The organism is Candidatus Velamenicoccus archaeovorus, from assembly GCF_004102945.1.
In the GTDB taxonomy this organism is placed as follows: Bacteria; Omnitrophota; Gorgyraeia; order Velamenicoccales; family Velamenicoccaceae; genus Velamenicoccus; species Velamenicoccus archaeovorus.
This window is the reverse complement of the sequence record NZ_CP019384.1, coordinates 619,111-638,536: the sequence shown is the minus strand read 5'-3', so window position 1 is coordinate 638,536 and position 19,426 is coordinate 619,111. Positions and strand designations below refer to the sequence as shown.

Genomic DNA, 19,426 nt, shown 5'->3' with positions numbered 1-19,426 from the left:
TGTTAAAACATTTACCTTAAGCTATTGTTTTTCAACCGCTTCAATATATTCTTTTCAGCAAGCCAATCCGCAAGCCTTATCTTCCGATCACTTCTATTCTCTTTCTCTTGTACAGCCATAAAATATCTATCCTTCAACCGCTTATCGTATGCCCTATTAGCATCAATTTTTTTCTTAGACCAACGAGGTGCCCATATAATTTTATTATGTCTTATCCAGTAGTGTGACTTACAATCAAAACTCCAATTTCCAATCGATGGATCCAGTGAAATTGATTCGCCATCAAAAGTCAACTGCCAATCTGTCCGGCCAAATGGAGTTACAACCTCTTGACCACATCCACAACAGCACTTATGAATCGCCGTCGAAAATGTCATTGAAATGTAAATCACCCCTTCCTCTATATCGCGAGGGATATACTCAAGGAATCGATATGTTAATATTTTGGTTCGTTTCATGATTTGTCTTCATTAACTAGAGTATTACCGTTCACTGAATATGCACAGAAGAACTCTTTTTCAAGATCCTTATAAAATCCACACATCTTCTTCCATTTGACGACAGCGAGAGCCGCATTAAGAGCGTTCAAATCGGCGATTTGTATGTTTTGGGAATACTCATTCCCTTCGTTATCTTCTGAAAAAGAAATCCTATCTTTAATGTGCTTGCGCTGCTCAATTGTACTGGCAGTTACGGTAAGCACACCAGTCAATGATTCGTCAACGAGCTGAAGGCCCATGCCGACGTCAATAAATGGAGTACCCCATTCTTCTAACTTTTCAACGATACACTTTTTTATGCCCCCTTTATCAAGGCAAATGAATACGAACTTCATTGGCTTAAGAAGATCTACGTTTGACGCATCCACATAAACGTCATGCGAAATAATATGCCGATGCATCCTTGAGTAAATGTCCCTCAAATAAAATACCTTTTTGGGCTGCCTTCGCAATTCATCTATAGAAGGAGCACCCGGCGTTCTAAATGCGTTGTGATTCAGGAACTTATCATTGTCGAAAATGTGAATCTCACTTACCGGAGTTTTCGACACCAAATCCAAAATATACGAACCAGTCCCACCGACTCCTACGATTGCAATGCCGCCGATCTCCAACTTGCTCGTAGCCGCCCCGATCTGGGCTCTGCTAGAAGCGCTATCGATATAATTAAAGAATGATTTATCCTCTCCTGTTGTCGGCAAAGCTGGGAAGGTTGCCGCCGTTACGTTTGGATCTACCGCCTGAGCGTGACCGGAAATCATAGCAATGTATTTTTTTACCTTATCACAATTATCCTTATATTTTCCATCTGGCATAGGCTTCGCAGAAAACGTATGATCAACTTCGATAACATTATCCAGCTTATGTTTTTGGCTCGAGTTGATAATTTTTTGTAGAGGAGATCCATTCGCATCACACGGAGACCCCCCAATAAAATAAGCGACATGGGTATCAGGAGGCACAGCCATGTCCCCAGCTACAGTTAATTTTGATACCAAGGTGCCGCGCGCTATCTTCTTATCTGAATCGACGTATGGAACATCCTTGATAAAAAGATATCCTGACTTGACCTCTATATCATAGCCTTCATCGCGAAGTCGCTTAAGGTCTGGACTACGACTTATTATTTGGTGAGACATCAAATATCATCCCCTCCTTTACCTTGACTGTTTGGCCTTGGACAAGAGTCCCTTGCGTCTTATCGCCGTGGCCCCTACGGTACATAACAACAAACGAAACATTATCGCCGGTTGGCGGATTCGGAAAGGCCAAAGCGACAACCTCACTATAAGATATATCGTCTTTCGCCACCGTTTCTGGGCGAGCATTTACTATAATCGTGACTTGCTTATTGTGTCCCTGTCCTTGATTTTCCATGACTCTTTCTCCTTTCAGTTGCCCTGTGTATTAACCTGGGAAGCGCTCTGGGTCTTTGCCATATGTATATTCGGTTTGGATTTTTCCATCTCGCCCTTGAACAACCACCTGTCCTAAGGGTGCATTCTTCGCGACCTCCTTTGCTTTTGATAATGCGTCTGTTTTGTCCTCGTAATTACCGGCGGCCCGCTGGGCACCTTGCGTTTTAACATCCCATCCGCCTTTACCGTCTGGTGAAACCCATACTCGTTTTCGTTCTGCCATTTACTCCTCCTCTTATGTTAACAAGTCTCCTTAGTTTAAGGTTATTGTTCTTTTACGCTAACTGCGTAAAATTTAATCAAAAAAATTTTCCTAATTCCAGGTTCTTTTCCGGGCATCTTGGTAACTATCAATGCCGTCATTTTCCAGATTGAAATCATCTTCGCGCACAGCCACGGATCGAAACGTCTGCAGCCGAATAAGTGCCGATTGCCTAGACACATCAAAACGAGACGCTAAATCTCGCACTAACGATTCGTGATCGTGAGATATGGCGCGGATTCGCTTAACGTTTTCTTTAAAAATTGATCCTGGCATTAACAACGCCGCCGCTCCTCGGTTAGCTTGCCACTCGATGAAATCATTCGATTTTTTCTCTGGTTCAACCATATCTTCCTGAATATGATGTTCGAAACATTTCAAATGACCCTCGCTACGAAAAAGCTTATCATGAAATAAGGCATGGAACACTTCATGAGCGCACGTAAACCTGAAACGGCCTTTTAGCGCTGTTGAATTCCTTTGCCGATAAAGTTTGGCATTAACTTGAATCAATCGAGATCCATCCGGGTTAAACTTTGTAGCCCCCAAAGCATTATGTTGTAACTCAGTCGCCTCCGGTTCAAATTCAATGTTATCTTTTCTCAAATTTTCATCTATAAAGCGCTCGATGTCAAGGGCTGGATGATCAATGTCACATTTACCATTAAAAAATTCCAGATATTTTATTTCCATAGCCTCATCTATATCTATGCCTGTAGCGATGAGCCGGCGGCCATAGACACTTTGATCATCGTCAATCCATCGCATCATTTTTGATCATCCTTATTTTTATCAAGCTGTTCCTGGATTTTTGCAGCGAATCCAGGATCGCGTTCAATATGCTCAGCTATCTTCCGAAAGAGAACGCCAACTTCTGTTTTCTTGCTTACATCCTCAATAATAGGGTGAACCTTCCCCGCCAAATTCAAAAGATCTTGAGGCTCAAGTTTTAGGACTTTGGCTAGTTGAACAATTATTTTACTATCGGGGGGATTCCGATACCCCTGCTCGATATCATTAAGATATGATACAGATATCGGTTTTTTCTTGTCACTAAATACGGCTTCGCAAACTTTACGAAGGCTTAAATCAAGATGAAGCCGTTCCTGCTTTATCTTCTTCCCAAATTCGTTACTCATGTAGTTATAAGCGTACAGCGTAATACAGTATTTGTCAAGCGTTTTTTACAATCACACGGCTTTCATCCGTTAACCTGTTTATGTATGAGCGCGTTACGCACCCGGGCATACGGGAGTTTTTTTGGGGCGGTTTCTTCGCACCGCCCGAAGGCTACCGTATGCCCCCATCAACTCCAACCCCATCAATTCCACCACCACGCCCAACCCAGAGGGCGATAGAAAGGCAGGAGGTATTTTGAATCTACCGAGGTTTCCTTTCGCCTAAGGCAATTCTGCCATTTCAAAAGCTCCAAGTCATCTTTAAATCTTCCCATCAGAAATATCAAAAAATCGCTCAAAGAATCGTGTCAATTTATCCAGAACGCTCTCGCGCTTCTTGGAACGCTCTCCTCCGGGAGAAAAGCGCGATACAGGCGGTAAAACTTTTGCCAGAGCAGTGCCTGTGGTTGCGACACTGCCGTTACGAAATGCATTTCGCACAAATTTATAGGTTTCGTCGTGATCAAGGTTTTCATGTTTAATAATATCTTCCAGCTCCTCAATCTTTTTCTTCTCCACATACTTCTGCCAGTCTTCATCCACGACCGAATGAGCATCAAGCGAAGCGATAAACTGGTTGATGAGATCTTTTTTGTTGCGCAGTTCAACGCTTGAGTCGATTGCCTTGTTAATGTCGATAAGCAGTTCACGGTTCTTGATATGATCTTCATGGTACTTTTTGACAAGCCCCAAAATATAATCAATATTGATCTCAATTTGCTTAATTAACTCCATTTCAAACACGATGTCATCGTTGATATTTTCCTTTTCGCCTTCGTCTGCCTTGCGAAACTCGTTGTAAAGGTCAATGTAGACGCTGTGATAATCCTGAAGGTCCCGCTCAGTTAGAATTTCATTGCCGCTAAATTCGTCAAAAGTAATCAAGATATTTCTCACCCGTAAAATCGCGCTATACAGCCGGATAAAACTCTTTTGATTTTGTTCTCCAACAATGCGCTCGCCAACCGGAAATTTTGTTAAAAGCTCTTCAACCAGACTTTTATATCCACGGACTTCCTTGTCGCCATCTTTGTAGCCGTTGTAGTATTCGTCATACGATTTTAACAGCACAATCCCGCTGGCTTCCTTATCGCCAAAGAGGGCAATGGATTCATTGGTCGCTTTTTCCAAATTGCGAAAGCAAACAATGTTTCCGAACGTCTTGACGGTGTTTAAAATACGATTTGTGCGAGAATATGCCTGCAATAAACCATGCAAGCGCAGATTCTTATCCACCCATAAGGTATTGAGCGTAGTTGCGTCAAAGCCGGTCAAAAACATATTGACCACCAGCAGAATATCCACTTCTCGATTCTTTACGCGTTCGCTGACATCTTTATAGTAATTCTGAAATTTATCAGAAGAAGTGTCGTAGGATGTCCCAAACATGACGTTGTAGTCTTTGATGGCGTTCTCAAGAAAATCTCTTGAGCTTTTGTCCAGCCCGCTGGTGTCTTCGGAGTTTTCATCTATCACGCCGTCAATTTCTTCCTCGTTTACGCCAAAGCTGTAAATAAGCGCTATTTTCAGTTTTTTATCACTCGGCGCGTCTTTTAACTGTCGTTGAAATTCCGCGTAGTATTTCTTGGCCGCGTCGATGGAAGAAACGGCAAAAATGGAGTTGAACCCCGATAGTCTCCGGTCTTTGAGTTTGTAAAAACTGTTTCGCTTGGTTTTCTGGTCAAAATGGTCGCGGATATATTTCACAATATTTGCCAGCCGTTCCGGCGCGGCAAGCACTGCTTCCCGGTCGATGTCACGCACTTTTTTATCTTCAATATCCTCGGCTTCACGCACGGTAGAAACATAATCCACCTTAAACGGCAAAACATTTCTGTCGGCAATAGCGTCCACAATAGTGTAGGTGTGCAATTTATCGCCAAAAGCCTGCGCGGTAGTTTTAAAATCGGGACGCCCACCGGCAGAAGCATTCACGGCAAAGATCGGCGTGCCGGTAAAACCGAAAAGGTGATAGCTTTTAAACGCTTTAGTAATCTCAGCGTGCATCTCGCCAAACTGCGAGCGGTGGCATTCATCAAAAATCAGCACTATGTGGCCGTTAAAAATTGTGTGTCCCTTGTTGTGCCCTATAAACCGGTCAAGTTTTTGAATTGTGGTGATAATAATACGCGCATTTGAGTCTTCAAGCTGACGTTTTAATATCGCCGTACTGGTATTGCTGTTAGCCGCGCCTTTTTCAAACTTGTCGTATTCACGCATGGTTTGATAATCAAGGTCTTTGCGGTCAACGACAAAAAGCACTTTGTCAACATAGGGCAGCTTGCTCACCAGTTGGGCTGTCTTGAAACTGGTCAAGGTTTTACCCGATCCGGTGGTGTGCCAGATATATCCGCCAGCCTCCACAGTGCCGAGTTTTTTATAGTTGGTGCTGACTTCGATTTTGCTCAATATCCTCTCTGTCGCCACGATCTGATAAGGCCGCATCACTAAAAGCTGTTTTTCAGCGGTGAACACACAGTAGCGGGTAAGGATATTGAGAAGCACGTGTTTGGCAAAAAAAGTTTTGGCAAAATCTACGAGATCTGTAATGGGTCTGTTAGTCGCGTCTGCCCACCAGCTGGTAAACTCAAAGCTGTTGCTCGAGCGTTTCCCTTTCTTAACAGATCCTTCGATAGATTCTTTGATATGTTCGGAGCGCGTAGTATTGCTGTAGTATTTGGTATGCGTGCCATTGGAGATGACAAAAACTTGTACATATTCAAAGAGCCCGGAGCCAGCCCAAAAACTCTCACGTTGGTAACGGTTAATCTGATTGAACGCTTCCTGAATTGCCACCCCGCGCCGTTTAAGCTCAATATGCACAAGCGGTAAGCCATTGACCAGCACCGTTACATCATAGCGGTTGGATCTTTGGCCTTCTTCGGTGGTGTATTGATTGATCACCTGTAAATTGTTTTCGTGGATCTTGTCTTTGCGGAACAGATAGATATTCTTAACCGTTCCGTCATCACATTTTAGATTTTTAATGTAGTCTTCCTGAATAGTGGCTGTTTTTTCAGCAATACTTTGATTAGGGTTGGCGATCTCTTCGGCAAAAAACGCCTCCCATTCCGCATCGGAAAAGGTGAAATCATTCAGCTTTTCCAGTTGTTTGCGCAGATTAAGCACGAGATCAGTTTCAGAGGCAATGGACAAATACTCATACGCCTGTGATCCTAACTGCTCAATAAAAGCGCGCTCCAGTTCCGCCTCGCTCTGGTACGCCTTTGCGGTACGATACTGAGGTGTATATTCCGCCACCACGGTGCTTTGCGGGTTTTCCGCTACTAAATTGTATTTTTTATTGCTTGGCATATTCTTCTTCCAATGGACTAAAAGTAAGCAACTTGTCCCGGTAGTATTCGTATTGTTTGCGCCGGGCGTTCACTTCCGCCGGTAAGCCGACAGAAATATCATTTACCAGTGTGTCAAATTTATCGAGAATGGTAACAATGCGCTCTTGTTCGGCGACAGGAGGAATGGGGATACGGTAAGATTCAAACTCTTTTGCTCGAACATGCGGCACTCCACTACCTTTCTTCATGAAGTGGATAGTTTCCTGTTTTTGCTTCAATAAGTAATAAACAAATTTGGTTTTGAGCAAAGTAGACTCCACATGAACGCTGAATGCATCAGTGAGGAAGATCGGTTCATCCCAGAAACTGACTAACCCAGCATAAGCTCCAGATCTAGCAATAACGATTGTTTCTCCACTTCTGTTACTTTTACCATGAAAATAAATGGCTTTAGGCGCATTGGCAACTACCGGAATTTTTCCACCTGTCGCTTCCTTTGCTGTAATGGCAGTCCCCCTAACAATCTTCCCTATTTCTCCTAGTGTTACCCATCTTACTCTGTCTGTCTGTCTGTCTGTCTGTCTGTCTGTCTGTCTGTCTGTCTGTTTCGTTGAACGTCAGCAGTTCAGTACGATAATATTCATACTGCTTCTTCCTTGCTTCTAGTTCTGCTTCTAGTTCTGCTTCTAGTTCTGCTTCTAGTTCTGTAAACTTATCCAGAATGCGGACGATTTCTTCTTGCACCGGCAGAGGTGGGATGGGGATTTTGAATTTTGAATACTTAGAAATCCAATGACGCGCATGGTCTTGAGGTGAGTACTCAATACATTTCATCGCATAGTAAATAAATTTAAAAATAACATCGGCACTCTTTTCGGGTCGGAGCATTTTCATCGCCGAAGATTTAACCTTGAAATCAAAATCAACCCAATGAAATGATGTAGTGAAGTCATCAAAAATAATAGTGGGATTTTCTTTGCTCGCTTTATATATTCCATCATTTTCGTCTGTATAACCAAGAATAAAACTTTGGCCAGCAGTTAATACTGGCGTAACAAAATCATCGTCATATTCAGTGGATTGCACAAGATAGTTAGTGGGCTGCTCATAATCTAACACTTCACCCAACTCCTTAAACTCTATCCCCTTGGGACAAAACTTGTCGATCAATTTTTCTATTTTATTCATGGGTTTAGTCATGGCTACCCTCAATATCAGCTACAATCTCATCAATTGCCGTGCGGAGTTCGTTCTGCCGTGCAACGATGCCTTTGATCTCGGCGTTGAGTTTTTTGATATCAACAACCTCACGGGTATCTTTTTGCAACACATAACTGGAGACCGTGATGTTGTAGTCATCTTCTTCAATGGTTTTGTTGCTTACCAATTTGGCAAAATGCGCTTTGTCTGCACGCTTGGTAAACGCCTCCATTATTTTGGCGCGGTTTTCTTCAGTAAGCTTATTTTTGTTTCCACCGCGCACAAATTCGGCTGAAGCGTCAATAAACAGGGTTTTGTTATCCTTTTTGCTTTTTTTGAGCACGATAATGCAGGTAGCGATAGTCGTGCCAAAAAAAAGATCAGGTGGGAGCTGGATCACGGTATCGATGTAGTTGTTATCAACCAAATATTTGCGGATCTTCTGCTCAGCACCTCCACGATACAACACTCCGGGAAATTCAACGATTGCCGCTGTGCCGCTGGTAGAAAGCCAAGAAAGCATATGCATGGTGAAGGCAAGATCTGCCTTGCTCTTTGGCGCCAATACTCCTGCCGGTGAAAAGCGCGGGTCATTTATAAGAAGCGTATTACTGTCACCTTCCCATTTGATGGAATACGGCGGATTGGAAACGATGGCGTCGAAAGGCTCGTCATCCCAGTGCTTTGGGTCGGTCAGTGTATCGCCGTGGGCAACATCAAAATGATTGTAGTTGATGTCGTGCAAAAACATATTGATACGGCAGAGGTTGTAGGTGGTAAGGTTGATCTCCTGTCCAAAGAATCCCATTCTTACATTTTCTTTGCCGAGAATTTTGGCAAACTTCAAAAGAAGCGAACCGGAACCGCAAGCCGGGTCATAGACCTTGTTGACTTCCTTCTTTCCAACGGTCGCCAAGCAGGCCAACAGTTCACTCACTTCCTGCGGGGTAAAAAATTCTCCCCCGGATTTTCCCGCGTTGGAAGCGTACATGGTCATCAAAAACTCATAGGCGTCGCCAAAGGCGTCAATCGTGTTATCGTAATAATTTCCCAGCCGCAGGTCACCGATCGCTTCCAAAAGCTTCACCAGTTTTTGGTTTCTTTTTTCCACAGTATTGCCGAGCTTGCTGGAATTTACATCAAGATCATCAAACAAACCTTTTAGGTCATCCTCGCTGTCCGAACCCTTGGCCGATTTTTCAATATTGCGGAGTACCTTGGCCAGCGTTTCGTTAAGGTTGGCGTCTTGACGCGCCTTAGAGCAAACATTGACAAAAAGCTCGCTGGGCAAGATATAGAACCCTTTTTCTTTTACCGTATCAACGCGGCCGAACTCCGCTTTTTTATCCGTGAGCTTGGCGTAATCAAACTCTTTACTGCCACTGCGCCGCTCGTCTTCATTGATGTAGCTGGTGAGATTTTCGCTGATGAAGCGATAAAAAAGCATTCCCAAAACATATTGTTTAAAGTCCCAGCCGTCCACGCTACCGCGCAAATCGTTGGCGATCTGCCAAATAGCGCGGTGCAGTTCGGCGCGTTCCTGTTCTTTAGTCGTATTGTTATTATTTGTCATGCTTATTCTCCAAAACTGCCCGATTGCTGGCAGTTACATTTATTTTGTAAAACTATCTGCTTTTCTTAGTCCAAGTGTCTATCTTATCCTTCCGAAATCTCCACTGACCGCCGAATTTAAAAGCCGGGATTTTCTTTTCTCAGCTTAGCGTCTTATAGTATATGGATGTAGTTTTTAGGGCTTTAGCAACTTCTTCAACTGTATATGTTTCGATCAATTTAGCCATATTCTCCTTATAATAATATGTTACAAATTATAACTCATGAGGCAGCTTTGCACAACCCAAAAATGCCCTATATAAAAATGAAAAACCTTCGCACAGCAGATACTTTCTGCCACACGAAGGTTTTACTTTTTTAAAGTCCGGGATTTATTCCTTTAAACTCTGGATTGTAAGGCTTGATTATTTATATACTACAAATAGGAAGGAAACCAATGATTTTTCATGGATTTGATGAGATTTTTATTTGGATAAGAAAAGAGTCTCTGATGTGTATTATTCTTTATTTTTGGATGCGGGTAAGTATATCTCATTTTTATCCTGTTTTTCATTGCTATCGCTAAAATACGAATCCGTTCCATCGTCTTTTATGATGATATTAAGCTTCTCTTTCTCGGCTTCTGATAAAATGCCGAACAAGGTTTCATTATAATTTTTATAGATCTGCCTTTCTTCCTTAAATCTTTCGAGTTCTTCTTTTAAAGCGTTATAATCCCCCTCCAAAACTCCTCGTTGTACATCATCAAGATCCGGCGCGCGCATCGCCTCCAACAGATCATCCATGGCCTGACGGTATTTGGCGATGGTCTTAAAATAGGCTATATCAGAGGCTATTTTTGCGATGGCTATGTATTGCTTGGCCCTTGGCATAAGGACAATCTCTTTAATCTGCTCGTCAACTATGGGGTTATTCGGCAGAGATATCTCTTCTAATATATCCTCTGAAATGCTCTTTGACGTTACATATCCATCCACCAAGGACGCAAGTTTCGTCATAGCACTATTCCTGAAGTCTTCATTTACGCTATAGATCGACTTCTGTCCCTTGCGATTCTCGATCTGTGAAGAAGTGATGGTGGTCTCACCAACAACTGATTTAACGAAATCTTTCCTGTCTTGAGGTATGTTAATCTTCTTTAAGATATCGGAGATAACGTCTATCTTGCCTCCCTGCAGCAAAGGAATTCCGTCTGTGTTCTTCAGATATGCAAACGGATCGCTTTGACCTTTGCAGGCCTTAAGCGCTGAGTCAATATCAGAGCCTTGGGCCACTTTCTCCTTGACGCATGCGTCTTCGCTTGTTTTCCTTAACTTATCGATATACGTGCCTGCTGCCTTTTCAATATCCTCACACTGGGCATATCTTAAGCCCAGCCTCATATTCGTCATGGCATTGAAATGCTTGACGATATCAGCCAAGGTCGGCGACACATACTCCAAAAGCAGCATGGGCGCAGCCGCCATGGCAGCGCTGGATATACCCTTTAAATAGTCTTCTAATATCTGCTGGGAGAAAAGCGAGGTGAAACTCGAAGCAAAATCAAATCCGCTGCACCCTTTTGATCCGCTGACAATGGAATAGCCAACGCCGGGCTCCTCCGGTGCAACAGGAGGATTGTAGTCAACGCCTCCCCTGTAATAGAACCCGGACCTGTCTTCCGAAACCACACTCTCTATGGTGTAAGGTAATGAGTCGTCTTTCGTAAAAATATCGGCATAACTTACACAGGTAGCGATGAAAACAAAGATCAATACCAGGAGAGCCCTTTTCATTTGAATAATTTTAATATTTTCTCTTTGTCCACATAGCCTGAAATAAAATACTTTTCTCTTTTGCTGTTAAACAGAGCGATGGCCGGATAAGAATTGACCTTAAATAATGTGCTCATCCCTCTATCCTGCGTTGCCGGAAACATGAATTCCCTCAAGTCGTCATCACTATAACCGACAGCGAAAGCCTGGACTTTGATTTCAGGATGGGTGAGATAGATGTTTTCTACAACCCGGGCCTCTTTTTGACAAACTGGGCACCCTTTTAGCATAAAGAAAAACAGGTAATCACCCTGAGGGAGAGCATCGCCGGCAATGCTCGTCGACGAACCTGTCTTTTGCGAATCCGTATCGGTCAAATTATCTCTTCCCCTCGGCTGACCAAGTATCCTCGCCTCTTTGGCAAGCATCTCCTGTGCTCTGATGAATTTTCTGATCCTGTTTAAGTTCCATTCCAGATATGCTTTTGCATTTTCAGGATCAGGCTTATCAAGGAAATCCCTGACCTCTTTAGGCGGCAGGTAAATAGTCATCTTGCCTGAAGGGCTGATAACAGGCTCAGCCCATTCATTCTCAACGGCTTCAAAAGAATCTTGCGCTGGTTTTAAGACAGTATTTTTCTGTGCATCCGGTTCCTTAAAAAAATCAATCCTCTCATATTGAAACAGCCCCTGGCCGCAGGCCATAGGCGCATAAACAAATAAAACAATCAATACAAAGAGACATCTCATTTATTAAGTTTGGCAATGGCTTCATTAAGATCGGACAGGTCTGTAGTCTTATAATGCCTGCCTTCGTGGAAAACGACGTAGGTCGGAGTCCTATCAATACCAAACTTTCTTGCCAGGTTGCCGTTAAGATCGATATCAAACTCCATACCACTGTTGAAATAATTTCGGTTGCGAAGCAGCGTCTGCTTGAGGTTTCTGCTGCCGGGTTCGATAACAGTTTTAACCCTCCAACTTGGATTATCCTGCTTGAATCTGGCAAGAACTTCTATGGCGCCGCCTGAAAACCCGTGATCCGAATCAATGAACAAAGTTATCGAGGAACCTTGATTTTTCCCGCTGCCTTCCAGTCTGTTATAAGCCTGCCTCTCTATCGCCTCTATTTTTTCTTTCAAAGCAGGATTCAATAGAACCGCGTCTTTAGAGCATTCGCTGCAATCGCTTTGCTGGCAAAAACCCAAAGGCACAACCAGCGAGAATATAAAGAAACCAACAACTAATACACGCAGCATATTCTTCTTCTCCAGTAGACCCATAGGTACTTGCCGTTTGCGGATAATTTTCCGGATTCCCAGAGTGCCGGATTCTGGCCTATTTTGATGCATCCAGAAACAACCGGATAAATCATTTGCAGCTTGTCATTTCCAAAAGACGGCACAAACCCCGTTGTCTCTAAGACAACGTGTCCTGGGACATTGAGAGCTGAAGCAATACTCACAGCCCGGATAGCCGCGGCCGCGCTTCCTACGACCTGGCTCTGGTGCGTAAAGAAGCCTCGCCTGGGGTAAGTTGCTCCCCAATACCCCATGCACAAGTCCTCCATAAAACCGGATATTGCAGCGCAGGCCGGTCCGCTTGCAGCTGAAGCCATGCTTTTGGGATTCAGGACTTCCGTGACTCCTATGCGCCACTCCAAAGAATCGAGCTCCGAAAGATATTTAATAAAAAAGCCTGTTGGAAGCTTGTCCGGACACGTCATGCCTAAAGACATCATGATTTCATCCCCAAAAGGAAACGCATACACATGCGCCTCGTTGAACTGCAAGTTTGTCTCCTCTATCTTTGATGAGCCTGATCCGCTGGAAGCAAGTATGGATGATCCAGCGATGCTTTTGGCAAAATTCTTGACTGCCTGGGCCGTAAGATTCTGGAATTCGGGTTTGAGCGATCCGATAATCGTATCGCCGGGCTGCTTGACGGTTTCGATGAGAAGCGCCGGCTCCCAGTACATAATGACAATGCCCGGGATGCCGAAAGGCCCGACGCAGGTCCCGATGACTTTTAAATCCAGACAACTCCAATCGATCATCCCTGGGATATCGCTAAGCTCAAGCGCATATGCCCTGCCGCAAACAAAGCACAGAACCAGCAATAAAACCAAGATAATGGCCATCCTGAAGTATTTTAAATTTTGTATGGACAATGTGTGTACTATATGTTATATTTATATTGCCACAAAGAAGGAGGATAAACCAATGGCACTAGCACAAAAAAATGAACGCATTGATCTACGCATTGAAGACTCCCAAAAGGATCTCCTTGTGTACGCAGCTTCCCTTCGTCACCAGAAACTATCAGCCTTTGTTCTGGCTAGCGCTCTAAGAGAAGCGGAAGATCTGGTGGCTGACAAGGCCCACTTCCAGCTGCCTCAGGCCCAGTGGAAAGCCTTCTGCATCGCTTTGGACAGGCCAGCCAAGGAAATTCCAGCACTCAAGAAACTTTTTCAAGGACGAAGCATTTTTCATGAGTGAAGGATCTTCTCTTACTTCACCTGCCCTGCTTCAGGGGGCTCACGCCATCGATCGATTCGATTGCGGAGACGAATCTCTCAACGGCTACCTGAAAAAGTACGCGCTTATCAATAACCAAAACGGCGCTTCCAGGACCTACGTCACGACCAAAAACAATCAGGTAGTCGGCTACTACACCCTTACCCCCGGTTCGGTAAGCAAACTTGAAGCCCCACAACGCATCGGCAAAGGTTTGGCCAATTATCCCGTTCCAGTCGTTATTCTTGCACGTCTGGCGACTGACAAAACCGCACGAGGCACTGGTTTAGGCAAGGCCTTACTTTGGGATGCGCTCGTGCGCATCGTCGCTGCAGCCGACAGCATCGGCGGCCGGGCTATCCTGGTCCATGCGAAAAACGAACGAGCCAAATCTTTCTATGAACACTTCGGCTTCGAACCCTCGCCCATCGATCCGCTTCATATGTATCTATTGATAAAAGACGTAAAAAAGACTCTGGGAATATAAACCGCTGATCATAAAAATCCACTCGAACATCCTGCCTCGAACCTAAAATCAACAACCCCCTGAATCTTAAGACATCTTCATGATAAAACATAGAGCATAATAAGGCGGCAGCACATTGAAGGGCTGCCCACCGCCGACCACGCTTGTCTGGTGGTTGTCATCGTAGGTGCCTTTTGCACCCAGCTCGCTGCTTCCTGAAAAATACCATGCATTCCACCAGCGGTAAGAGTGCGAATGCGGCGGCATTTCGGCAATGGTCATGGTATGTTTGGCCTCTCCGCCTGTCTTGGTCAAAACCCCTGAAACATTAGTCTCTGGCATGTTTCCCACATCCTGGCTTGCCCCAACCACAAACCTGTCCCTTAAATCAGGCGTGCCATTGGTCCCATCACAGAGCTGCCATCCTGAAGGAATACTTGCAACAGTCCCAGACCAAATGACAATGGCACCTGCGGGAAGCGATTCATTTAACATAGCCCCGGGCACCGAAACCATGCTTGTTACAAATCCTCCAGATACCGAGCTCGTAGGCAGATTTCTTGCGACCAGACCGGTCCATTCCTGAGGCACAATAGTCGTTACGCTAAAACCTGTAGCCGTCGATGAAATGTTATAGGCATTTTGCCAGGGATTATTCGCCGTCCAGTCGGGATTGATATAGCCTGCGGCTCCTAAAACCTGGATATTGTCGGGCCATGCGTCGTTTGAAATGAAATAAGCGCAAGCTGCCTGCTGGATATTCGCCATTTCAAGCGCGGTCTTTTCCGCTGCCTTAATCTGAACCCTTTTGATAAAGACCGGCGTGATGGATGAGGCAAGAATGGCCAAAACCCCCATCGCAATGCACAGCTCGATTAAGGAAAATCCCGTTTTATTGATGAAAGATATTCTTCTTGTCATACTGCAATCCCCACGCCGTGCTTTCAACGGATCTTGTGACGCTAACCAGATCATTGGCGCCTTGATTCTGAACCACAATCTCACTGCCAAAATTTTCAGACATTATGAGCCCTTTTGGCAGCGCTGTCGAAATAGTGACGCTTGAGACGCCGCCTGTTATGGTATAGACATTGCCAAAAGGATTAATGCCCGTTGCCTCAGGACTGAGGTGGGCGGGCCGCAGGTCCGCCGCATCCTGCGGCCACGCCCCGTTCCCCAGATAATATTGAACGCTTGCATCCGCCAAGACATCCATCTCCTGGATCGTTTTTTTGGCCAAAACAGCCTGTCTCATTCTGGCAGCAGAATAAAAAGCCACCCCCAGAAGTATGACAGCTATCGCGAAAACAAGGCTCAGCTCAATTAAGCTGAAACCCTCAGTTTCTAGAATGTCGCGGTCCATGTTCCGGAAGAATAGCTTGTTGCTGTCGCGCTGTTGGCAAACAAAGCAGAAAGTCGCACCGCCCCCGACTCGCTGACCTGTGTCAAGGAGATATCCACCTTGTTGGGATCCGCATTAGGCATAACCGTATAATCCCCTCCCCACGGATTTGACCCTGTCGGCGAAAAACTCTCGGGTAAATAGCCTGCAGTTTGTAATCCGGAAATTACGATCCCTTCATACGTCATATTACCTGAAGCGATGTAGCTTTCCGCGGCCGTCCTTAAAGACTTAACGGACTCTGCGGCTGAGTGGATCTTGGCGTTTTCCCTGACGCCAGACGCCAGACCCACGGCCATAATCAAGAGCGCGATGATACTGATGACCAGAACCAGTTCGATCAACGTGAACCCTTTCTTGTTCCTCATTACCCACCTCCTTTTAGAATTTGGTTCCCACCCGCTATATTCGAAAGATTGCTGTAGACCGGTATGACGAACGCCCACACGATGAATAAGAGAAGAAGCCCGCAAAGCATCAAAAATGCCGGCTGGATAAAACCCAAGAGCGCATCGATGCGCCTCGTCACCTTCTTGAAATATGAATCCGCCAGGCTCTCGAGATATTTGTCAAGGTTGCCCATCTCCTCGCCTTTTCTGATGCTTGAGCAGACAGGCTTGGGAAAAAACGCATCGCGCTTTAAGGCTTGCCAAAGGCTTAACCCACTGATAACGGTATCCTTAACTTTGGCAATCTTTTCGGCAAAGAACTTGTCAAAAGATGTATCGCGAACCAGGGAAAGGGCCTCGATGACGCTGATGCCGTTTCTTTGCAGGATCGCAAGGTTAGAGAACAAAAAGCTGAAAGCCACGTCTTTTATCAAGGGGCCTAATACTGGAATCCTGTAATAAAAATCCCTTATACGCTCGACCTGGCTTACTTTAAGCCTCGAATAAAAGAAGGCCAAAACAACAGGCACGGCCAAATACATGAACCAATAATACCTCAGGCCATGGCTCAAAGACAAAAGCAGGCGCGTGGCAAAGCAGGCGTTTTCCTTTATCGGCAGGAGTGCCTCCAAGTGCGGAATCACCTGGAAAGAAACATAGAACATGACAACGACAAGCAGGCAGAAGACGACCGCAGGATAAACCAAGGCGCCTTTTAAGCTGCGTAAAAAGTCCGCTTCCCTGGAAAAATAGCCTGCCAGATCCCTGAATACGCGCTCAAGGCCTCCGGATTTCTCGCCGACCCGGACCATATTGAGAACCTGCCAGGGAAAGACTTCTGTCCGGCTGAAAGCCTCAGTCAAGGAAGCGCCCCTAGAAAGACTGGCATTGATCCGTGAAAGGGCCTCCTTTAAGACAGGCTCGACTGAGGATTCCTCAAGCGTCATAATAGCCTCATTCATGCTCAGGCCGGTTTCTAGGGTATTCGAAAGGTCCTCAAAAAGTTCAGCCAGAGCCTGGGCCTTGATTCGTTTTCTTTTCAGATAAAATTCGATGGACTTGATAAGATCAGGCTCCAGGGACAAAATGTGAAAATTGTTATTCTTTAGCTTGTCTCTGATCGCCTGATAAGAGCCCTGTTCGGTGCCGCTTATCTCATTGCCGGTCTGTGAAAGGACGCTATATTTGTAGTGCATCTATCCGATGATCCTTTCTGCCTCTTCAAAAGAGGTCACGCCGCAAAGAATAAGCCTGGCTGCATCCTGGCCAAGGTCAAGGCGCGACTTTTGCCTCTCTTTATCATGAAGTGACTCGAGTCGTCCTGACGCAACTATGCTTTTAATCTCCGGATCAAACTCCAGAATCTCCGCAATGACAGTGCGGCCTTTGTAACCTGCCTGGCAATGGTCGCAGCCGACGGCTTTGTAGGCGCGGATTTCGCTTTTGTCTTCCTTGAATTGTTCTTTAAAGAATGCCGGCCACTTCTCTTTCTTGACCGTGACTTTCTTCTTGCAGGATGAGCATAGCTTCCTGATCAGCCTTTGCGAGATAACAGCCAAAATGCTGTTTGAGATATAGGGCAGATCAACCCCTAAGTCATGAAGCCTGTAAATAGAATCAACGGCCGTGTTCGTGTGCAATGTCGAAAGCACCCTATGGCCTGTAATGGCTGCACGGATGGCTTCCTGGGCTGTATCCCTGTCCCTAATCTCCCCGATCAAGATGATGTTTGGATCATGCCTCAAAAAAGCTCGGGTGGCGCCTGCGAACGTGATGCCCTGCTTCTCGTTAATCTGGACCTGATTGACAAGCGGCATCTTTATCTCCACCGGGTCCTCGATCGTGATCACCTTCGTTGAGACGGACTTAAGCTCGTTTAAGATGGCATAAAGCGTCGTTGTCTTGCCTGATCCTGTGGGACCGGCCATGATGATAATGCCGTGTGGCTTCTGCGCAATGCGTCGTATGCAATCAAAATGCGTCCTGTCAAATCCCAGCTGTTCCAAAGTGATGAGCGACCTCGTGACGTCCAGGAGACGAAGCACCAGGGCCGGGCCGTGGGACGAAGGAATGCAGGAGACCCTGACATCAACCGCGTGGTTTGAATAGTTGTGCTGGAACCTGGCATCGTGGAACTTCAAAAAATCGCTGACCGTGATATCCGCCTTGCTGAATATGATGTTGACAAGATTATTGTGCACATCGGGTCGGATCGCCAGCCGAAAATAAAGCATCCCGTCGATCCTGAAACGCACCGTACTTATCTTTTCCTCAGGCTCGATGTGGATATCGCTTGCGCCCTGGATGATCGCTTCATCCAGAAGAGCGTCCGCCAATTCCTTAAGCTCATTGCCGATGAGACCCTGCTCTTTAATAAGGCCTATCTTTTTTTCTATCTCGGCCGCCTTTTTGCGGTTGGAAAGACAATCGAGGTGATAACGGACCTGGTTTTCGCTGCCAACGTAGCAGTCTTTATCACTTAAGCCGTATTTCGACAAACAATCCGTGGCAGCGACGGCAAAAGGATGCGCAAAGACAAACGCCAGGCCTTCGTCAGTCCTCACAGGAACAAAAGATTCTTGCTTGAAAAACTCAAGACCGATCCCATCGATTGTCTCAAGGTCAATCACGTATTTCTTGTCAAAATACTTCCACCCTACCTGATAGGCAAGGGCACAGGCGATCTCCTTGTCTGTTGTAAAGTTAAAATACCTGAGGATCTTACCTATCTTCTCATCCGTCTTTAGGCCCTTCTGGATCGCAAAACAATAGTCCAGCTCTTCTTTTGTGACGCTGCGGGCTTTAAGGAGGATATCGCCTATCTTCTCTATAGCCATGTTTTAATCCATGAAGTTCAGCGTAAATTCCGTTTGATCCGGCTGCTTGAGCGTAAGCGTATCCCTTGTGATCTTTGAGACAGTCAGCTTTGAGGCGACACAATCGCCTTCTTTGAACCTGTAGGGCGTGCCTTTCAAAGTAAGAATCCCTTCTTTCAGGCCTCCGGCGATCACGATCATCAAGAGCCTGACATCCGAAGGATCAACCCCGGAAACCTTGAGCCCTCCCGACAGATCACTTTTCTGAAACTCCTCTTTTTTAACCAACGGCAGACTGTTGTCGATGTCGTATATCTGCTTCTGAGCCTGTTTTTCCTTCAAGAGAAGACTCTCTTTCTCAAGATCGAGCCGGATCATCTCTACGGCATGACGCTTGTCGTTCATCGCTTCATGGAAAGCCTTTATTTTTTCCAAATCTTTGGCAAATTCATCCCTCTGCCCCGAAACAACAGACGCACTATTCTTGGGCGTTTCTTGTGTCGAAAAGACCTTGTTTTCCCGCGGAGGAATTTTTTTCTCCTGACGAGAGACATCCACAGCCAGAAGGTTATCGTCGCTGGCCCAAACAAGCCTTAAGCCCATACCGAAGACGAAGATTAGAGATAAAATCAAAAGTTTTCTCATGAGGAGATCCTCC

20 protein-coding genes and 1 pseudogene are annotated in these 19,426 nt (G+C 45.3%); 2 read left to right on the top strand and 19 right to left on the bottom strand.

From position 1 onward, the window contains the following. Positions 1-11: 11 nt before the first annotated feature. From BU251_RS02595 to BU251_RS02535, 13 genes and pseudogenes are all read right to left on the bottom strand, one after another. Complete coding sequence (locus BU251_RS02595) at positions 12-458, bottom strand: ubiquitination-like system serine protease family protein (protein WP_194946681.1); 447 nt, start codon at positions 456-458, stop codon at positions 12-14. Beyond that, the gene (locus tag BU251_RS02590; RefSeq protein WP_128699342.1) at positions 455-1,639 is read right to left on the bottom strand and encodes a ThiF family adenylyltransferase; all 1,185 of its coding nucleotides are present in this window, start codon (positions 1,637-1,639) and stop codon (positions 455-457) included. Before BU251_RS02590 ends, BU251_RS02595 begins: the two co-directional genes overlap by 4 nt. Then, positions 1,614-1,877, bottom strand: coding sequence for a multiubiquitin domain-containing protein (locus BU251_RS02585; RefSeq protein ID WP_128699341.1), 264 nt, complete (start codon positions 1,875-1,877; stop codon positions 1,614-1,616). Before BU251_RS02585 ends, BU251_RS02590 begins: the two co-directional genes overlap by 26 nt. A 30-nt stretch (positions 1,878-1,907) precedes the next feature. Next, positions 1,908-2,141, bottom strand: coding sequence for a DUF2188 domain-containing protein (locus tag BU251_RS02580; RefSeq protein WP_128699340.1), 234 nt, complete (start codon positions 2,139-2,141; stop codon positions 1,908-1,910). A gap of 90 nt (positions 2,142-2,231) precedes the next feature. After that, a complete protein-coding gene (locus BU251_RS02575; RefSeq protein WP_128699339.1) occupies positions 2,232-2,951 on the bottom strand; it encodes an ImmA/IrrE family metallo-endopeptidase in 720 nt (239 codons plus the stop codon). Further along, positions 2,948-3,319 carry a helix-turn-helix domain-containing protein gene (locus BU251_RS02570; protein ID WP_128699338.1) on the bottom strand — a complete coding sequence of 124 codons (372 nt, stop codon included), beginning with the start codon at positions 3,317-3,319 and terminating at the stop codon, positions 2,948-2,950. The genes BU251_RS02575 and BU251_RS02570 overlap by 4 nt, the downstream gene beginning before the upstream one ends. A gap of 300 nt (positions 3,320-3,619) precedes the next feature. Further along, positions 3,620-6,673, bottom strand: a complete 3,054-nt coding sequence (locus tag BU251_RS02565; protein ID WP_128699337.1) for a type I restriction endonuclease subunit R — start codon at positions 6,671-6,673, stop codon at positions 3,620-3,622. Next, positions 6,660-7,842: pseudogene (locus tag BU251_RS02560) on the bottom strand (restriction endonuclease subunit S). The gene BU251_RS02565 and the pseudogene BU251_RS02560 overlap by 14 nt, the downstream one beginning before the upstream one ends. Positions 7,843-7,846: 4 nt before the next feature. Then, on the bottom strand, positions 7,847-9,427 hold the full coding sequence (locus tag BU251_RS02555) for a type I restriction-modification system subunit M (protein WP_128699336.1): 1,581 nt from the start codon (positions 9,425-9,427) through the stop codon (positions 7,847-7,849). A gap of 496 nt (positions 9,428-9,923) precedes the next feature. Beyond that, positions 9,924-11,201, bottom strand: coding sequence for a conjugal transfer protein TraH (locus BU251_RS02550; RefSeq protein ID WP_128699335.1), 1,278 nt, complete (start codon positions 11,199-11,201; stop codon positions 9,924-9,926). Beyond that, positions 11,198-11,929 carry a thioredoxin family protein gene (locus BU251_RS02545; RefSeq protein ID WP_128699334.1) on the bottom strand — a complete coding sequence of 244 codons (732 nt, stop codon included), beginning with the start codon at positions 11,927-11,929 and terminating at the stop codon, positions 11,198-11,200. The genes BU251_RS02550 and BU251_RS02545 overlap by 4 nt, the downstream gene beginning before the upstream one ends. Further along, the gene (locus BU251_RS02540) at positions 11,926-12,438 is read right to left on the bottom strand and encodes a TlpA family protein disulfide reductase (protein ID WP_128699333.1); all 513 of its coding nucleotides are present in this window, start codon (positions 12,436-12,438) and stop codon (positions 11,926-11,928) included. The genes BU251_RS02545 and BU251_RS02540 overlap by 4 nt, the downstream gene beginning before the upstream one ends. After that, positions 12,423-13,307 (bottom strand): TraU family protein, encoded by an 885-nt coding sequence (locus tag BU251_RS02535; RefSeq protein ID WP_164908829.1) that lies wholly within the window; start codon positions 13,305-13,307, stop codon positions 12,423-12,425. The genes BU251_RS02540 and BU251_RS02535 overlap by 16 nt, the downstream gene beginning before the upstream one ends. A gap of 4 nt (positions 13,308-13,311) precedes the next feature. Between BU251_RS02535 and BU251_RS02530 the strand changes: the two genes are divergently transcribed. Together BU251_RS02530 and BU251_RS02525 are read left to right on the top strand one after the other, a co-directional pair. Next, positions 13,312-13,677 carry a type II toxin-antitoxin system TacA family antitoxin gene (locus BU251_RS02530; protein WP_164908828.1) on the top strand — a complete coding sequence of 122 codons (366 nt, stop codon included), beginning with the start codon at positions 13,312-13,314 and terminating at the stop codon, positions 13,675-13,677. After that, a complete protein-coding gene (locus BU251_RS02525; protein ID WP_128699330.1) occupies positions 13,670-14,182 on the top strand; it encodes a GNAT family N-acetyltransferase in 513 nt (170 codons plus the stop codon). Before BU251_RS02530 ends, BU251_RS02525 begins: the two co-directional genes overlap by 8 nt. Before the next feature lie 66 nt (positions 14,183-14,248). Here BU251_RS02525 and BU251_RS02520 read toward each other — a convergent pair whose 3' ends face one another. The 6 genes from BU251_RS02520 to BU251_RS02495 form a co-directional block, all read right to left on the bottom strand. Further along, a complete protein-coding gene (locus tag BU251_RS02520) occupies positions 14,249-15,082 on the bottom strand; it encodes a prepilin-type N-terminal cleavage/methylation domain-containing protein (RefSeq protein ID WP_164908827.1) in 834 nt (277 codons plus the stop codon). Next, the gene (locus BU251_RS02515) at positions 15,054-15,416 is read right to left on the bottom strand and encodes a hypothetical protein (RefSeq protein WP_128699328.1); all 363 of its coding nucleotides are present in this window, start codon (positions 15,414-15,416) and stop codon (positions 15,054-15,056) included. The genes BU251_RS02520 and BU251_RS02515 overlap by 29 nt, the downstream gene beginning before the upstream one ends. Positions 15,417-15,505: 89 nt before the next feature. Continuing rightward, a complete protein-coding gene (locus BU251_RS02510; RefSeq protein WP_128700946.1) occupies positions 15,506-15,931 on the bottom strand; it encodes a type II secretion system protein in 426 nt (141 codons plus the stop codon). Further along, a complete protein-coding gene (locus BU251_RS02505; RefSeq protein WP_128699327.1) occupies positions 15,931-17,148 on the bottom strand; it encodes a type II secretion system F family protein in 1,218 nt (405 codons plus the stop codon). The genes BU251_RS02510 and BU251_RS02505 overlap by 1 nt, the downstream gene beginning before the upstream one ends. Then, on the bottom strand, positions 17,149-18,789 hold the full coding sequence (locus tag BU251_RS02500) for a GspE/PulE family protein (protein ID WP_128699326.1): 1,641 nt from the start codon (positions 18,787-18,789) through the stop codon (positions 17,149-17,151). Between the two features lie 3 nt (positions 18,790-18,792). Continuing rightward, complete coding sequence (locus BU251_RS02495; protein ID WP_128699325.1) at positions 18,793-19,413, bottom strand: hypothetical protein; 621 nt, start codon at positions 19,411-19,413, stop codon at positions 18,793-18,795. Positions 19,414-19,426 lie beyond the last annotated feature (13 nt).

What these genes read in the sequence shown, in the direction of transcription:
- BU251_RS02595 (WP_194946681.1), bottom strand. Translation starts at nt 458, where the DNA reads ATGAAACGAACCAAAATATTAACATATCGATTCCTTGAGTATATCCCT.
- BU251_RS02590 (WP_128699342.1), bottom strand. Translation starts at nt 1,639, where the DNA reads ATGTCTCACCAAATAATAAGTCGTAGTCCAGACCTTAAGCGACTTCGC.
- BU251_RS02585 (WP_128699341.1), bottom strand. Translation starts at nt 1,877, where the DNA reads ATGGAAAATCAAGGACAGGGACACAATAAGCAAGTCACGATTATAGTA.
- BU251_RS02580 (WP_128699340.1), bottom strand. Translation starts at nt 2,141, where the DNA reads ATGGCAGAACGAAAACGAGTATGGGTTTCACCAGACGGTAAAGGCGGA.
- BU251_RS02575 (WP_128699339.1), bottom strand. Translation starts at nt 2,951, where the DNA reads ATGATGCGATGGATTGACGATGATCAAAGTGTCTATGGCCGCCGGCTC.
- BU251_RS02570 (WP_128699338.1), bottom strand. Translation starts at nt 3,319, where the DNA reads ATGAGTAACGAATTTGGGAAGAAGATAAAGCAGGAACGGCTTCATCTT.
- BU251_RS02565 (WP_128699337.1), bottom strand. Translation starts at nt 6,673, where the DNA reads ATGCCAAGCAATAAAAAATACAATTTAGTAGCGGAAAACCCGCAAAGC.
- BU251_RS02555 (WP_128699336.1), bottom strand. Translation starts at nt 9,427, where the DNA reads ATGACAAATAATAACAATACGACTAAAGAACAGGAACGCGCCGAACTG.
- BU251_RS02550 (WP_128699335.1), bottom strand. Translation starts at nt 11,201, where the DNA reads ATGAAAAGGGCTCTCCTGGTATTGATCTTTGTTTTCATCGCTACCTGT.
- BU251_RS02545 (WP_128699334.1), bottom strand. Translation starts at nt 11,929, where the DNA reads ATGAGATGTCTCTTTGTATTGATTGTTTTATTTGTTTATGCGCCTATG.
- BU251_RS02540 (WP_128699333.1), bottom strand. Translation starts at nt 12,438, where the DNA reads ATGCTGCGTGTATTAGTTGTTGGTTTCTTTATATTCTCGCTGGTTGTG.
- BU251_RS02530 (WP_164908828.1), top strand. Translation starts at nt 13,312, where the DNA reads ATGGCCATCCTGAAGTATTTTAAATTTTGTATGGACAATGTGTGTACT.
- BU251_RS02525 (WP_128699330.1), top strand. Translation starts at nt 13,670, where the DNA reads ATGAGTGAAGGATCTTCTCTTACTTCACCTGCCCTGCTTCAGGGGGCT.
- BU251_RS02520 (WP_164908827.1), bottom strand. Translation starts at nt 15,082, where the DNA reads ATGACAAGAAGAATATCTTTCATCAATAAAACGGGATTTTCCTTAATC.
- BU251_RS02515 (WP_128699328.1), bottom strand. Translation starts at nt 15,416, where the DNA reads ATGAGACAGGCTGTTTTGGCCAAAAAAACGATCCAGGAGATGGATGTC.
- BU251_RS02510 (WP_128700946.1), bottom strand. Translation starts at nt 15,931, where the DNA reads ATGAGGAACAAGAAAGGGTTCACGTTGATCGAACTGGTTCTGGTCATC.
- BU251_RS02505 (WP_128699327.1), bottom strand. Translation starts at nt 17,148, where the DNA reads ATGCACTACAAATATAGCGTCCTTTCACAGACCGGCAATGAGATAAGC.
- BU251_RS02500 (WP_128699326.1), bottom strand. Translation starts at nt 18,789, where the DNA reads ATGGCTATAGAGAAGATAGGCGATATCCTCCTTAAAGCCCGCAGCGTC.
- BU251_RS02495 (WP_128699325.1), bottom strand. Translation starts at nt 19,413, where the DNA reads ATGAGAAAACTTTTGATTTTATCTCTAATCTTCGTCTTCGGTATGGGC.